Origin of the sequence: Turicibacter sp. KK003, assembly GCF_037014675.1 — a bacterium.
Classification (GTDB): Bacteria; Bacillota_I; Bacilli_A; order MOL361; family Turicibacteraceae; genus Turicibacter; species Turicibacter faecis.
Genome location: NZ_CP142738.1, coordinates 663,471 through 677,685, shown reverse-complemented (window position 1 = coordinate 677,685; position 14,215 = coordinate 663,471). Strand labels below are relative to the sequence as shown.

13 protein-coding genes are annotated in these 14,215 nt (G+C 36.2%); 2 read left to right on the top strand and 11 right to left on the bottom strand.

Going from position 1 to position 14,215, the window contains the following annotated elements:
* Window positions 1-6: 6 nt before the first annotated feature.
* Together VXM77_RS03175 and VXM77_RS03170 are read right to left on the bottom strand one after the other, a co-directional pair.
* Window positions 7-804, bottom strand: coding sequence for an NAD kinase (locus VXM77_RS03175; RefSeq protein ID WP_161832156.1), 798 nt, complete (start codon window positions 802-804; stop codon window positions 7-9).
* Window position 805: 1 nt separating this feature from the next.
* Window positions 806-1,537 (bottom strand): GTP pyrophosphokinase family protein, encoded by a 732-nt coding sequence (locus tag VXM77_RS03170; protein ID WP_237658943.1) that lies wholly within the window; start codon window positions 1,535-1,537, stop codon window positions 806-808.
* Between the two features lie 88 nt (window positions 1,538-1,625).
* Between VXM77_RS03170 and VXM77_RS03165 the strand changes: the two genes are divergently transcribed.
* Window positions 1,626-2,198 (top strand): CYTH domain-containing protein, encoded by a 573-nt coding sequence (locus tag VXM77_RS03165; protein ID WP_338507089.1) that lies wholly within the window; start codon window positions 1,626-1,628, stop codon window positions 2,196-2,198.
* A gap of 284 nt (window positions 2,199-2,482) precedes the next feature.
* On the opposite strand, the gene VXM77_RS03160 is transcribed toward VXM77_RS03165, so the two are convergent.
* The 9 genes from VXM77_RS03160 to VXM77_RS03120 form a co-directional block, all read right to left on the bottom strand.
* Window positions 2,483-3,616 carry a competence protein CoiA family protein gene (locus VXM77_RS03160; RefSeq protein ID WP_338507086.1) on the bottom strand — a complete coding sequence of 378 codons (1,134 nt, stop codon included), beginning with the start codon at window positions 3,614-3,616 and terminating at the stop codon, window positions 2,483-2,485.
* Window positions 3,617-3,664: 48 nt separating this feature from the next.
* Window positions 3,665-4,477 (bottom strand): DUF4037 domain-containing protein, encoded by an 813-nt coding sequence (locus VXM77_RS03155; RefSeq protein WP_338507083.1) that lies wholly within the window; start codon window positions 4,475-4,477, stop codon window positions 3,665-3,667.
* 197 nt (window positions 4,478-4,674) lie between these two features.
* Entirely contained in the window at window positions 4,675-5,136 is a 462-nt protein-coding gene (locus VXM77_RS03150; protein WP_161832160.1) for a Spx/MgsR family RNA polymerase-binding regulatory protein, read from the bottom strand.
* A 190-nt stretch (window positions 5,137-5,326) separates the two neighbouring features.
* Window positions 5,327-6,781: a carbon starvation protein A gene (locus VXM77_RS03145; RefSeq protein ID WP_338507080.1), complete on the bottom strand. Its 1,455-nt coding sequence runs from the start codon at window positions 6,779-6,781 to the stop codon at window positions 5,327-5,329.
* A gap of 189 nt (window positions 6,782-6,970) precedes the next feature.
* The gene (locus tag VXM77_RS03140) at window positions 6,971-7,894 is read right to left on the bottom strand and encodes an ATP-binding cassette domain-containing protein (protein WP_161832175.1); all 924 of its coding nucleotides are present in this window, start codon (window positions 7,892-7,894) and stop codon (window positions 6,971-6,973) included.
* 1 nt (window position 7,895) lies between these two features.
* The gene (locus tag VXM77_RS03135; RefSeq protein ID WP_161832162.1) at window positions 7,896-8,945 is read right to left on the bottom strand and encodes an ABC transporter ATP-binding protein; all 1,050 of its coding nucleotides are present in this window, start codon (window positions 8,943-8,945) and stop codon (window positions 7,896-7,898) included.
* 21 nt (window positions 8,946-8,966) lie between these two features.
* Entirely contained in the window at window positions 8,967-10,406 is a 1,440-nt protein-coding gene (locus tag VXM77_RS03130) for an ABC transporter permease (RefSeq protein WP_161832163.1), read from the bottom strand.
* On the bottom strand, window positions 10,406-11,365 hold the full coding sequence (locus VXM77_RS03125) for an ABC transporter permease (protein WP_338507076.1): 960 nt from the start codon (window positions 11,363-11,365) through the stop codon (window positions 10,406-10,408). The genes VXM77_RS03130 and VXM77_RS03125 overlap by 1 nt, the downstream gene beginning before the upstream one ends.
* 189 nt (window positions 11,366-11,554) lie before the next feature.
* Entirely contained in the window at window positions 11,555-13,489 is a 1,935-nt protein-coding gene (locus VXM77_RS03120; protein WP_338507073.1) for a peptide ABC transporter substrate-binding protein, read from the bottom strand.
* A 296-nt stretch (window positions 13,490-13,785) separates the two neighbouring features.
* Between VXM77_RS03120 and VXM77_RS03115 the strand changes: the two genes are divergently transcribed.
* Window positions 13,786-14,214: a DUF3899 domain-containing protein gene (locus tag VXM77_RS03115; RefSeq protein WP_161832166.1), complete on the top strand. Its 429-nt coding sequence runs from the start codon at window positions 13,786-13,788 to the stop codon at window positions 14,212-14,214.
* Window position 14,215 lies beyond the last annotated feature (1 nt).

The following is a 14,215-nucleotide window of genomic DNA, read 5'->3' as shown; positions in this document are numbered from 1 at the left end:
ATACTCCTATAAAAAATGCTGCTTTACTCGATTCCAAAATAATCCCTCTCGTCGTTTAAGGAAGGTGACGGAACGAGAAGATAAGGTGACCCGAATTTTCTGGATATTTTTATATGATTCATACAAATGATCCCGAGTAATCGTTACATCCTGAAAATTTTCCGATTGTAGAGTAACCGTCTGCTCTTCTGGAATAATTAATGGAGACCCGATCGTTCTAAACACATTATTATTAATCGAGGCAATCTCAGTCATCTGAAACGCTCGTAGTGTTGGGTAAACGAGTGCCCCACCTAATGATTTATTATAGGCCGTGCTTCCGGTTGGCGTCGAGAGACAAACGCCTGTTCCACGAAAAGACTCAAAAAACAAGTCATCAATCGTCACGTTTAAATGTTGCGTTCGAGAAGCATTTAAAAGCGTCATCTCATTAAAAGCATATAATTGATGACAAACTTCATGATTCGTTCGTTCACACTCACATAACACGATTGACAAGAGCGGATATTGACAAACACTCTGATGATCCTCTTGTAAAAAGTCAACCAATTCATCTAACTCACCCGGTAACCAATCCGTATAGTATCCTAAATGTCCCGTATGAATACCAATAAACTTAATCTGCTCAATTTGATTCATATAATAATGAACGGCATGCAATACCGTTCCATCGCCACCAATCGTTAAAACAATATCTGGATTTCCATGATCTATTTGAATGTTCCTCTCCAATAACTTTTCAATGAGCTGTTGTTTAACTTGCTCTGAAACTTCACGATCATTCGCGTAGATTGCTACTTTCATATTAATCTCCCTTATGTTTCTTAATGAGGTAATCTTCATTTAAAGTGACCAAATTTGTGGCTGGTTCAATCACTCGATATTCATCGGACTGTCGTTTTTCAAATGTTTTTTGTGCTTCCGCTATTTCATCTCGAATTTCTGACATTTGTCCATCTAACCATGCGGCAGCTTCAGCTGCTTGTTTTAGTCGATCTTTAATCCCTTTAGGAATTTGACCCTCATATTTATAATTTAAAGAGTGTTCAATACTTGCCCAGAAATTCATCGCAAGCGTCCTAATTTGAAACTCAACCATGACCTTTTTCATCCCATCAATCGTTTCTAAATGATAGTAGGCATGAATATGGTACGAGCGATATCCACTTTCCCGTTGCATCGAAATATAGTCGCGTGTTTCAACAATTTCTAAATCTTGACGCTTTTTAAGTAACTCCACCACCATATAAATATCTTCAACAAATTGACAATTAATTCGAATCCCAGCGATATCATATACACGACCAATTTCATGAATCGTAAGCCCCATTCGATCTAATTTATCTAAAATACTCGCAATCGTTTTAATACGGCCATCAACAAATTCAATAGGCGAATGAAGCCCCTTCGTTTTATATTGCTGGCGAATTCCCCTTAAATTGATTTTCAACTCCTGCAAGGCTAATTCATACGGCTCAAAAAAACTTAACCAATCCATTAAATTCACCTCTACTTTTGACGTTAATTTCGTTTTCATTATGTCTCACTTTATTTTTAAAATATATTAAACACTCATTGATTATATCATGTCTTTGAGTCATAATTAAATAGAGGTGAGATGCTTTATGGCGACAAATCTAGAAATTGAATTTAAAAATATGCTAACGGAAACGGAATATGACCGATTAATTCAAACGTTCAATATCCAAGAAGAGCAAATTTGGTTACAAAAAAATGTCTATTTCGATACAAAGTCCCACGATCTTAAACAAAAAGGAGCAGCCCTTAGAATTCGTGTCAAAAACAATACTTATGAGCTGACATTAAAAACAAAGCAAGACGTAGGTCTTCTCGAAACCAATCAAATCATTTCCAAATCTGAATACAAGGCATTCAAACATGACCATGTCTTAGTCAAAGGTCCTGTTTTAGATAGTCTACTCACACTAGGCATTGATGTGGACCACCTACAAGTTATCACAGATCTTGCAACTAAACGCGCAGAAATTCCTTATCACAATGGAACCCTTGTCCTCGATAAAAGTTTTTACGGTGAAATCATTGACTTTGAAGTCGAATATGAAGTCTCAAACTTTGAAGAAGGACAAAAACAATTTGAAACATTTTTAGAAGAGTATCACATTGAACGTCGTCCCGCTCAAAATAAAATCAAACGGGCGATGGAGGCCATGAAATAAACCGTGAACTGAGCTTAAACAAGCTAGTTTTTTTCTATCCGCCCTCGAAACGGGTAACCTCAAGACCCTACCGAGTCAATTATATATCTAACTATAAAACTAGCTTAAACAAGCTAGTTTTTTTCTATCCGCCCTCGAAATGGGTAACCTCAAGACCCTACCGAGTCAATTATATATCTAACTATAAAACTAGCTTAAACAAGCTAGTTTTTTTCTATCAACTTTCTAACTTTAAATCCTATATTCTGTAAGGATTTAATCACGCATCCAACTAGAAAACTCATTTAAGAAAAGTCTTTTATTTGTTTCCAGCGCTCCCCTAACTGAGCATCCTCAATTAAATAAGGATCTAATTGTGCGTATAGACGTGGCCGTTTAACATATTCAAAATACCCAAATTGAGACTTAAGCATTCCAAAGTGAACTAATAGGTCTAAATAACATTTAAGTCCAACAAGACAATGAGGGCCCTCCTTCAGTCGATAAAGTCCTTTTAATTTTTTTTGAATGTCAGATAAAGTAAAAACATCTTGCTCCTTATACTCACTCATGATGCATAAAACAACATAGGCCTGCCAAATAAATAATGGTTTTGTATAAACGGCACCCTCAATGGGCCACCCAATCACCGAAGGTAATAAAGATAGATTAATTAAAAATGGAGCACACAACCTTAAAAGGGCATACTCTTTTCGTTGATAAGCGGCAAACTTATGACAGCGGAAATCTTTTTTAAGGGCTAACCAATCCTCTAACCGGCGATTAACACGTAACTGATCATCTTCTACCACCTGTTGAATCGTTAATTGATCTAATGAAAAAGTCTTCCTTATCGCCTCAATTTCTCGTTGGTTCATCCAAACAATCTGGTTAAAAATCGTAACCTTTCGTTCCCACCAATTTAAATGAATTAAGGGCTGCTCTTTTTGTAACCTCATCACTCGGTTAACGCGATAAGTCGTTTTTAATCGGTTCAACTCACCAATAAAAATCCAAATCACTTCAACCCGCGCATGGCGATAATCGGATATTCGTTGTTGGAAGACCTCAGGGGACATCATACTCTTTTGAATTTCAAACGCATAAGCCTTTCCATCCCACTCGAAATAAAGATCGGCAATTCGATTTCCCGATGGAAGACGATATTCCACTTCCACTTTTTTCGCCCCACAATCAATTAACCATTCCCTAAGAATTTCCTTACTCATCAAGTGGGCTTCACTTTCAGACTCGTGTTCACCGAAACGGCATGGCGTCTGATGAGCGAAATGCGCACGGCGCTTCGATCCTTGTCTTAAAATGACAGGAGCCCCACAGTAGGGACAAGAAAAACGCTTAGTCAACTTTAAATGTGGGAGTTGTTGGGATGAAATTTTTGTTAAATCAATTAACACATCATTTTGCCTTGCTCGTAACATTTCATCATCACCTCAGTTTACTATACGCTAAACTGAGGTGATTTCCTTTTATAAAAGACCTTCTTGTTGCAAAAGTTCCGTTAATTGTTGCACCATCAAATCGATAACGCTAAGCAACTGCTTATCATAACGTGCGGCGTGAACAAATAATAATTCAATATGCTCCTTCATTAACTTTGGTAAGACTCGACATATTTCTTCTGTTATCTGGATAATCCGGTTTTCAGTCGGATAATATTGACGATTAAGAGCAAAAATGATTTCTAAATAGCATTTTAAATAACCATTTAATAAATTTGAAAGATGAATACGATCACGATGCTCTAAAGCTCGCTCAAATCGAATATAGTAAGATTTATGACTTTGCTTTAACAGCGGGTACTGAATGCTCACAATTCGTTGTCTCATTTGGTCTGAATAATAAGACGTATATTCCTCTTTCAACTTAGCCAACTGTTGATCACGGTCAAATAATATATTCGAATTATGTACAAAATAGGCAATCTGCGTCGACGTATACCGAGTAATCATGGTTTCATCAATCGCATCCATGAGTTTTTTTTCGACGGTGCTCATCTCAAGATAACAAAGATCTAGTTCAACAGCGAAATCTCGTAACGAACAATGATCAATGTTTACTTCCCCCGGACAATCCAATTCCATAGACTCCGAAAATTTCACAAGAATTTGACGACGTTTCTCTTTCGCGATGGGTTGAGTAAAATAAATAACAATATTGATATCTGATAATTCATCTTGATAATTAGAAAACTTAGAACCTGACATAGTAATCCCTGTCACCTCTTCAAGCGTTTTGAATTCGGCTATTAATCGGTGTAAAATTTCGTTCACATTAATCATTTTGCACGCCCCTCCCACGACATCTATTTTATGACATAATAAAAAACAACTACCTCATCAACCATCCTAGTTGTTTGTACTGTTAAAATCACTTAGTACACTGTATGCAGTCCCCCTATGAAATAGAACTTAAACTAAAAAAACTCCGAGCATTAGCTATTGAATCTAATACCCGGAGTTACCTTATAACAGAGAGTTTATCTCATTGATGCCTTTTCAATAAAATTATCTTTTAGCGCACGCTCTAATGCACCAACATATGAACAATTACAATTATCACAATTATTACAATAAATCACATTTCTTAATTCGCGCGGTAAAAAGCATCGAATTTCTTCATCATTATACCCCACTTGTAAGCGGTGCTTATCAACAATAATAGGACGGCGTAAAACACTCGGATTCTCAACAATAAAATCGAGTAATTCATTGATCGTCATGTCGTCCGCATTCAAATTATTTTCCTTAAACGCCTTTGAACGTGTAGAAATAATATCTTCAAAACCATTTTCAGTTTTTTCTAAAATTTGTTTAATATTTTCACGCGTAATTTTTGTCACAAATAAATTTTTTTCCGTATATTTAATCCCGTATTCATCTAACCATTTCTTTGCCTTACGACACGATGAACAACTGGGAGATGTATAAATTTCAACCATTCATATCCCTCCATTGATAGCCCTTTGCTATCTCTATTATTGTACAATACCCTTTCAAGAGATACAACCTCTTAAATAAGAACACCTATAAAATTACCTTTTCCTTGTTTTCCCTTAGCAAAGATATCGACCCGTTTTGAAAAAAAGAGACTGTCACCTTTTTATTGGTTTCAGCCTCTTCAAAGAATCATTATTCACCTAATAAGTTTTTTGCCTGACACGGAACTTCCTGCTCTAACTTCCCTTTCATCACACGGCGCATAAACCAGCTAAATAAAATAATAGCTGCTAAAATTCCTACCCCATTTGAGAAAGTTCCACTTAAGCGTAACCCCTCTTTTGCCTGTAGAATGTATGATGTACAAATGAAAGTCATAAATGTGGCTGGAATCAAGGTAATCCAATAATTACGTTTATTTTTCAATAAGTAAACGGTTGATGTCCATAAACAAATCGTCGCTAATGTTTGATTTGACCACGCAAAATAGCGCCAAATAATATTAAAATCAATTTGCGTTAAAATAATACAAATAACAAATAACGGAATGGCGATATAAAAACGTTTAGCCACATGATCTTGCTTAATAGAAAAGGCATCTGCAATCGTTAAACGTGCACTTCTAAATGCCGTATCTCCCGAAGTAATCGGACATGCAACAACTCCAAGAAGCGCCAATACCGCCCCTACTTTTCCTAACAATCCTGTTGAAATAATGTTAACGACACCAGACTGTCCACCCGATTCAACCAATGCTTGATTTAAATGAGCTGTATCTCCGAAGAAAGACAATGAAACGGCACACCAGACTAAAGCCACAATTCCCTCGACAACCATGGCACCATAAAATACCTTTTTACTCTCTCGTTCATTCGAAACACAACGTGCCATCATCGGAGATTGTGTCGCATGAAAACCACTTAAAGCTCCGCAAGCAATCGTCACAAATAAAAATGGGAAGACAGATAACTTTTCAGGATGTAAATTTTCAAGTGTCATTTCAACCATTGGGCGTGTTCCATTAAAGTGATTAATAAACATAGCCCCACATAAACCAATCGCCATTAATAATAAAGCTGCACCAAACAATGGATAAATCTTACCGACAATTTTATCAACCGGTAAAATCGTAGCTAAAATATAATATAAGATAATAATAACTGTCCAAAAGACTAATCCTTGACCCGTCATAGAAGCTAATAACCCTGCTGGTGAACTCACAAAAACAGTTCCAACTAAAATTAATAAAATGACTGAGAACACGCGCATAATCATTTTCATGTGGTCACCTAAATAAATTCCAACTAATTCTGAAACAGACATTCCATCATGTTTCATTGAGATAACGCCACTTAAATAATCATGAACCGCACCCGCGAAAATCGTCCCAAACGTAATCCATAAAAAGGCTACCGGCCCAAATAACGCTCCAGAAATGGCTCCAAAGATTGGACCCGTTCCCGCAATATTTAAAAATTGAATTAAGAAAACTTTCCACCACGGCATCGGAACATAATCGACATCATCTTGTAATTTAACAGCTGGTGTTTCCTTATCCGGATTCACGCCCACCATTCGATCCACATACGTTCCATAAACAAAATACCCACCAATTAAAATACTTAAACAAACTAAAAATGTAACCACACGTATACTCCTTCCGCATCTCTCTCCTATAATAAAACAACTTGTGAAAAAATTACTTTTCATGAAATCATTATACTATGAAATTAAAAAAATAAAAGTCTTTTTGACATCTTTTTAAATTTTTTTTCACAAATGTAAGAAAAAAGATGATTGATTTTCTAAAATTGAAAATCGATCATCCTCTTTTACTTACTTTTTTTGCCAGGCCTGAAGCTCTTCTTCTGTTCCTAAAACAAAATGTCCTGGTGAGACTTCTGTCCATTTTCCGGCATAATAATCTACCTTTGATTTATCATAAATAATTCGCTTACGATTACGTTCATAGTTAGGATCTGGTAATGGGATAGCCGATAGTAATGAACGCGTATAAGGATGAATCGCACGCTCATAAATATCATCCGCACTTCCTAATTCCACTAAACGGCCAAGGTGCATAACTCCGATGCGATCAGAGATATATTTAACCATCGATAGGTCGTGTGCAATAAATAAATAAGTTAAACCGAACTCTTTCTTTAAGGTGTTCATTAAGTTAACGACCTGTGCCTGAATCGAAACATCAAGAGCCGAAATCGGTTCATCTGCGATAATAAATTCAGGATTTGTAATTAACGCACGGGCAATTCCAATTCGTTGACGTTGTCCCCCTGAAAACTCATGCGGATAACGCCCTGCATGGTCCTTACTTAAACCAACAGCCTCTAAAATTTTATAAACTTTTTCCTCACGGTCTTGTTTATTTTTAGCCAGTTTATGCACATCTATTCCCTCGGCAATAATATCGATGACACGCATGCGTGGATTCAAACAAGCCATTGGATCCTGAAAAATCATCTGAATTTTTTGGCAAACTTCGGCCTTTTCTTTTTTCGTTAACTTTGTCGCGATATTTTTCCCTTTAAAATAAACTTCTCCTGCAGTTGGTTGGTAAAGTCTAATAATACTACGTCCTGTCGTTGACTTTCCTGATCCTGATTCACCAACTAATCCGAACGTCTCACCCTTGTAAATGTTAAATGAAATATCATCAATCGCCTTTACTACCGTATTTGAGTTAATTTTAAAATACTGCTTTAAATTTTTAACCTCAAGTAAAACCTCACGTTCATTCATCTTACTCATGAGCATATCCCCCTTTTTCTCTCAGACGTAATACAGCTGCAGGCGGTGTCACCTTTGGAGCTTGCTCATGCAATAACCAAGTGGCTGCATAATGTGTATCACTTACCTTAAACATTGGTGGCTGTTCCTCATAATCAATTTTTAATGCATACTCACTACGGAAGGCGAACGCATCCCCTTTTGGCGGTGTCAAAAGGTTAGGTGGTGTTCCTGGAATAGCATACAACAATTCATCACTTGTATCTAAATCAGGCATTGACGCAAGTAATCCCCATGTATAAGGATGACACGGATTGTAGAAGACTTCATTGCTCGTTCCAATCTCACAAACACGTCCTGCATACATAACGGCCACGCGATCAGCAACGTTAGCAACGACCCCTAAATCATGGGTAATAAAAATAACAGCAACATTTGTTTTTTGTTGTAAATCCTTAATGAGTTCTAAAATTTGTGCTTGAATCGTTACATCCAAAGCAGTCGTTGGCTCATCACAAATTAAAATACGTGGATTACAAGCCAATGCAATCGCGATAACAATTCGTTGGCGCATCCCTCCTGAAAACTGATGAGGATATTGATTCATTCGCTTTTTCGCCTCATTAATTCCAACGAGCGTAATAAGTTCCTCCGCTTTGGCGCGTGCTTCTACTTTTGAACACCCCTGATGTTTTATAATAGGTTCCATAATTTGACGACCAATTGTCATCGTTGGATTTAAAGACGTCATTGGATCTTGGAAAACCATTGCAATTTCTTTTCCGCGAATCGATTGATACTCATGTTCAGATAAAGTCGCTAAATCAATATCTTCCCCATTATCTTTCGTATACGTAATCGATCCCCCTGTGATCCTTCCATTATCAGCTAAAATCCCCATGATTGATTTAGAAGCTACCGATTTCCCTGATCCTGATTCTCCAACGATGGCTAACGTTTCCCCTTCATGTAACGTAAAGCTCACACCACGAACCGCAGAAACAGGACCTGCGAATGTATCGAATGTAATATTTAAATTATTCACGTCTAATATTTTCCTCATAATCTTCTCACCGTCCCCTTTCTACTCTCCGCGTAAACGTGGATCTAATGCATCACGTAAACCATTTGCAAATAAATTAATAGCTAGCATTAAGTAAACCATAAAGAAGGCTGGAATCATCATTAAATAAACATAAGATAACATCTTACTTGTTCCGTCACTTAATAATACCCCCAGTGAAGACATAGGAATTGGTAATCCGAGCCCAATAAATGATAACATGGCCTCAGTCGCAATCGCAGATGGAATTGAGAATGTCGCCATAACGACTAATTGACCAATAATATTTGGAAATAAGTGTTTGAAGATAATACGTGAACTACTTGCCCCTAAGGTTGTTGAGGCCATAACAAACTCTTGATCTTTTAATTTTAAGTATTGTGCACGAACAACGCGAGCAACTGAAATCCACCCTGTTAAACTCATCGCTACGATTAAGATAATAAATGCACCCGCTACATTGGATAAGTGAATATTAAAGAGACTTTCAACCCCTTGAATAAATGGTTTCTTTACACTACTAAAAATAATTAAAATAACCGTCGTTGGAATCGACCCTAAAATCTCAGTAATACGCATCATGACGTTATCAATAGCTGTTCCTCCATAGAAACCTGCAATCGATCCGTATAAAATTCCAAGCGTAAAATCAATAATTAATGATAAAAATCCGATAAGTAATGAAACTTGAACCCCCGTCCATAAACGCGTCCATACATCAAATCCTAATTCATCTGTTCCAAAATAGAAATATAAATGTTCAACATTCTTTTGAACATAGGCATTCACTTTAACCTTTAACATTTGAATCCCTTGATTATCAAGTTCTGTTTGATCTAATTCAAATGAATCTAAATTTGAATAAGTTGAATACTTACTCATCAATTCACTTGCAGGAACCTCTTCTGTTGAAGATGCCCCTCGTAATTGAATCGTAATCTTCATCTCTTCCCCTTGACCAGACCAAGAAACAATTTCATAATCATTTGGATGATATTTAATGCCTAACGCCTCCACGAATTCAGCCTTTTTCAGTGGCGTATTTAAAGCATTAACCTCTTCTGGAAGTGAACTTCCGACGAACAAATCAAATGCCGTCATTTTTTTCATACTCGTTCCATCAAAAATTCCTAGGTTTTCTAATCCTTTTACCCGAGGAGGAAGGTAACTTAATCGCGATTTTTCAATTTGTTTTCCTGTTTCCTCATCAATTAAAATAGGCGTTTGATTGTATTTAACGGCCTCTCCATTTTCATGTTTTGGGCCAACAATCGGTGCTAAAAACGAACAAATAACTAATAATAAAATAGCATACATGGAAATTAAAGCAGCTTTATTTTTTCTTAGACGACGCCACGCATCCTGCCAAAACGTTAAACTTTCCGTTTTAATTTCATCGCTCTGCCCCTGATGCATAGGTTCTAATTCGAATAAACTTGGATCAAATTTTTTAGAAATCATTATTTCGCACCTCCAGTTAAACGGATTCGAGGATCGATGACACCGTATAATAAGTCAATCACTAAAATAACAACGACATATAAAACGGCATAGAAGAAGGCAATCCCAAGTGTTAAAAATTGATCATTCATGGTTACCGAGTTTAACATTAATTTACTTAATCCAGGAACACCAAAGAACTGTTCAATAACTAAACTTCCGGTCATAATCGAAACAACCATTGGACCAACAACTGTAATAACTGGAATAAGGGCGTTACGTAAAGCATGATGGAAAATCACTTGCGATCTCGTTAATCCCTTTGCTCGCGCTAATAAAATATAATCCGTATTTAAAACTTCAATTAACTCTGATCGCATATAGCGCATTAATGAAGCAATAACCGGAACGGCCAATGAAATGGATGGTAAGATTAATGATTTAAACTCATCCATCGCCGAAATCCCACGAACCGTGTCTTTCGGTTGATATAGAAGTGGTAACCATCCAAGTTTGCTACAAATAAAGTATTGTAAAAAGGCGGCCAATACAAACGATGGAATAGACACTCCAAGAACTGAGATAATCGTAATCGTATGATCAGCCCATGAATTTCGTTTCATTGCTGCAATAGCTCCGAATAAAATCCCAACAACCACTCCAATTAATAAGGCTAGGGCCCCCGGTTTAATCGTATAAGGAATACGTGTTAAAACAAGATCCGATACTTCTTGGTTTTGAAGTTTAAACGAAATTCCGAAATCTCCTTGAACAACACCTTTCATATAACGAACGTATTGAACTGGAATCGGGTCATCTAATCCATACTTTTGTTCTAAGATAATTTTTTGTGCCTCGGTTACTTTCTCCCCATCAAATGGGCTCCCCGGAATTAACTGAAGCAATAAAAAGTTTACTGTTAGAACCAAAAATAGTGTAATAATCATGTAACCGATCCGTTTTAAGATGTACTTAAACATGCTTATTCTCCCCCTTCGTATTCTCTCTCCCTCTTATTCATCATTCTGACTGAATAAAAAATAGATTTAAAAAAATAATAATGAGCTATTGTCATTTTTTAAATCTATATTTTAATCAACTTATTTTTATGATAAACAAGCATAAGACGACAAAATGTCTTATGCTTGTAAAACTATAAATGATCTCAATTAGTCTTGAATATCTACCCATTTATAGAAATAATCAGGTCCAACCGCTTGCTTCCAATAGTTTACTAACTTCGGACTACGTAAATTAACAACACCTTTTTGATATAACGGAATTAACGCTTGATCTTCACCTAATAAAATTTGTTCCGCTTCAACTAATGCATTCCAACGTGCTTCATAATCCGTTGCTAAATCCCCTGATTTTGCTGAATTAACTAACTCATCATATTTAGCATTTGAATATCCAATATTATTATGTCCCCCACCTGTGACGAACATATCTAAGTAAGTCATTGGATCAGCATAATCTGGGCTCCATCCTGATAACGCTAATTGATAGTCACCAGAAGAAACACGTGCTAATTTTTCTGGGAATGGAATCGGTGAAATCGTAACTGTTACACCAAATTCTCCTAAAACTTCTTGCACATCATTTTGAATCGCTGATCCCATTTTAATTGCTGAATCTGCTGATTGAATTAAAATTTCTAAATCAACTGGTCCTGTTACTCCAGTTTCTTCCATGGCCTCTTGCCATAATTTTTTAGCTTCTTCTTTATTATAAGTGTTAAATCCTTCATATGTCGTACGGAAATCTTGTCCTTCAACTGATGTTCCTTCAGGTCCGTATGCTAAGTTTTTTGGTACTAAATAATCAGCAACCATTGATCCATTAGCTAATACTTCATCTGTAATAAATGATTTATCAATCGCCATATTAAGAGCTTTACGCGCTTTAGCATTAGCTAATAATTTAGTTACTGGTGTTGCGGCACCATTTCCTTGGTTAACTTCTAAATAGAATACGCCTGGATCTCCCTCAGCCACTGCATCTGGACGTGATCCATAAGTGGCTACGTTTGTTCCACTTAGATTCGCTTCCATTACACTACCGTCTGTATATAAGCTTACCCATGTATTATTATCGATGTTTTCATTGACAACAAAATCTACACCATCTAACGCTACATTTTCAGCATCCCAGTAAGATTGGTTTTTAGTTAAATAGAAGCTTTTTGAAATTTTCCACTCTGTAAATAAGAAAGGACCGTTATATAAGAAATTATCAACTGTTGTTCCAAATTTATCTTCTGTCACTTCATTAACAAATTTTTCATTAACTGGATAGAATGATGGGAACGCCATTAATGATAAGAAATAAGGTGTTGGAGTTTCTAATTTTACCTCAAACGTATAATCATCAACTGCTTTAAATCCTAATCCATCCATTAATTGTTGCATATTTTGATCTGCTTCCTCAACAGAGGCAAATCCTAATCCTTTAATCGCCTCTTCAGCAGAAGCAATTCCCTCTTCTAATTCGGCTTTTGCTTCATCATATTGTTGTTGTGCTGTTTGAGAATCCGTATCTTTATAATCTGAAACTTTTAATGAAGAAAGATTTTTTGAGTCCGTATTATAAGTCACTAAGTTTGATGCTAATCCTAAGGCATCCCCAGCCCCTTCAATTCCGGCAGTTTCTAACATAAAGTTATACTCCGCCCCTGTATTAGGGTCAATTAATTGATTCCAAGAATAAACAAAATCGTGAGCGGTAACAGGTGCATATTCTTCCCCATTCGCTTTTACCCATTTTGCGTCTTCATTTAAATGGAACGTATACGTTAATTCATCTTCTGAGATATCCCAGCTTTTTGCTACCCCTGGCATGATTTCCCCATTTTCACCGAATGTCACTAATCCCTCTAAAATGTTACCTAACATTAAGAATGATACTGAGTCTGTAGCCTGCCAAGGTAGTAAGCTCTTGATGTTTGACGTTTCTAATAATTTTAAGACTTTGCCACCCGATTTTGCTTCCCCTGCACTCGGGTTTCCGTTACTATCTGCTGGATTTGCATCACCTGATGAACAAGCGGCTAGCCCAAAAGCACAGAAAGCAGCGGCGAAAATTCCTACTAATTTCTTATTCACGCTGTTTCCCCCTTACGTTTTTTATTACCATAATTGGTATTTTTTGTATCGCTCACGATACTTATTTACATTTTAACTTCCAAAATATAGTTTGTAAATCCTAATTTTAGTCTGTAATCGCTTTTATTATTTTTTTTGATTTTTTTTATTGACTATGACAAAAAACGTTCGTAATAAACCGTTCTGATTCTTTGAAATACGTAGAATTATTATAAATTTAGTCATTTTTTATGACAAAGTCTTATTTTAGAGACTATCTCTGCTATAATAGAGAAAATATAAGGGGGGAATCTATGATGCTAAAACAGTATCCTATCTTTTTCAAATCAATTTTATGGATAATAGGAATCACCTTTCTCTTTTTACTGAGACAAGGATTTTCCGCACTTCAATTCACGAATACACTTTTTCTCGTCTCTTTGTTTTTCTTTTGCATCTATGCTTTCAAATGGATTTTAGATCAGGGGACCTTTTATACGTTCCAATACTCGTGGCAAAAAACAAAACGATACGTCCTTTTTTTTCTTCCAAAATATTGGACAACAAAGGATGTCAAAGATAAGAAAAATGATTACGATGAAGCAACTGGGGAGAAAATTTTTCATAGTTTTGAAGAATTTTACGAGTATAAGCAATCTAAAAGATGGTTAGATATCAATCAACTGTTAAGTTCAACACTCATCCTACTGGCCTTAAGCTTTATCCTATCATTTGCTATTCTTTAAA

Bases quoted from the DNA above. Each gene is read 5' to 3' on its own strand.
- VXM77_RS03175 (WP_161832156.1), bottom strand. From the start codon at position 804: ATGAAAGTAGCAATCTACGCGAATGATCGTGAAGTTTCAGAGCAAGTT.
- VXM77_RS03135 (WP_161832162.1), bottom strand. From the start codon at position 8,945: ATGAGGAAAATATTAGACGTGAATAATTTAAATATTACATTCGATACA.
- VXM77_RS03125 (WP_338507076.1), bottom strand. From the start codon at position 11,365: ATGTTTAAGTACATCTTAAAACGGATCGGTTACATGATTATTACACTA.
- VXM77_RS03130 (WP_161832163.1), bottom strand. From the start codon at position 10,406: ATGATTTCTAAAAAATTTGATCCAAGTTTATTCGAATTAGAACCTATG.
- VXM77_RS03165 (WP_338507089.1), top strand. From the start codon at position 1,626: ATGGCGACAAATCTAGAAATTGAATTTAAAAATATGCTAACGGAAACG.
- VXM77_RS03115 (WP_161832166.1), top strand. From the start codon at position 13,786: ATGCTAAAACAGTATCCTATCTTTTTCAAATCAATTTTATGGATAATA.
- VXM77_RS03155 (WP_338507083.1), bottom strand. From the start codon at position 4,477: ATGATTAATGTGAACGAAATTTTACACCGATTAATAGCCGAATTCAAA.
- VXM77_RS03140 (WP_161832175.1), bottom strand. From the start codon at position 7,894: ATGAATGAACGTGAGGTTTTACTTGAGGTTAAAAATTTAAAGCAGTAT.
- VXM77_RS03160 (WP_338507086.1), bottom strand. From the start codon at position 3,616: ATGTTACGAGCAAGGCAAAATGATGTGTTAATTGATTTAACAAAAATT.
- VXM77_RS03170 (WP_237658943.1), bottom strand. From the start codon at position 1,537: ATGAAAACGAAATTAACGTCAAAAGTAGAGGTGAATTTAATGGATTGG.
- VXM77_RS03150 (WP_161832160.1), bottom strand. From the start codon at position 5,136: ATGGTTGAAATTTATACATCTCCCAGTTGTTCATCGTGTCGTAAGGCA.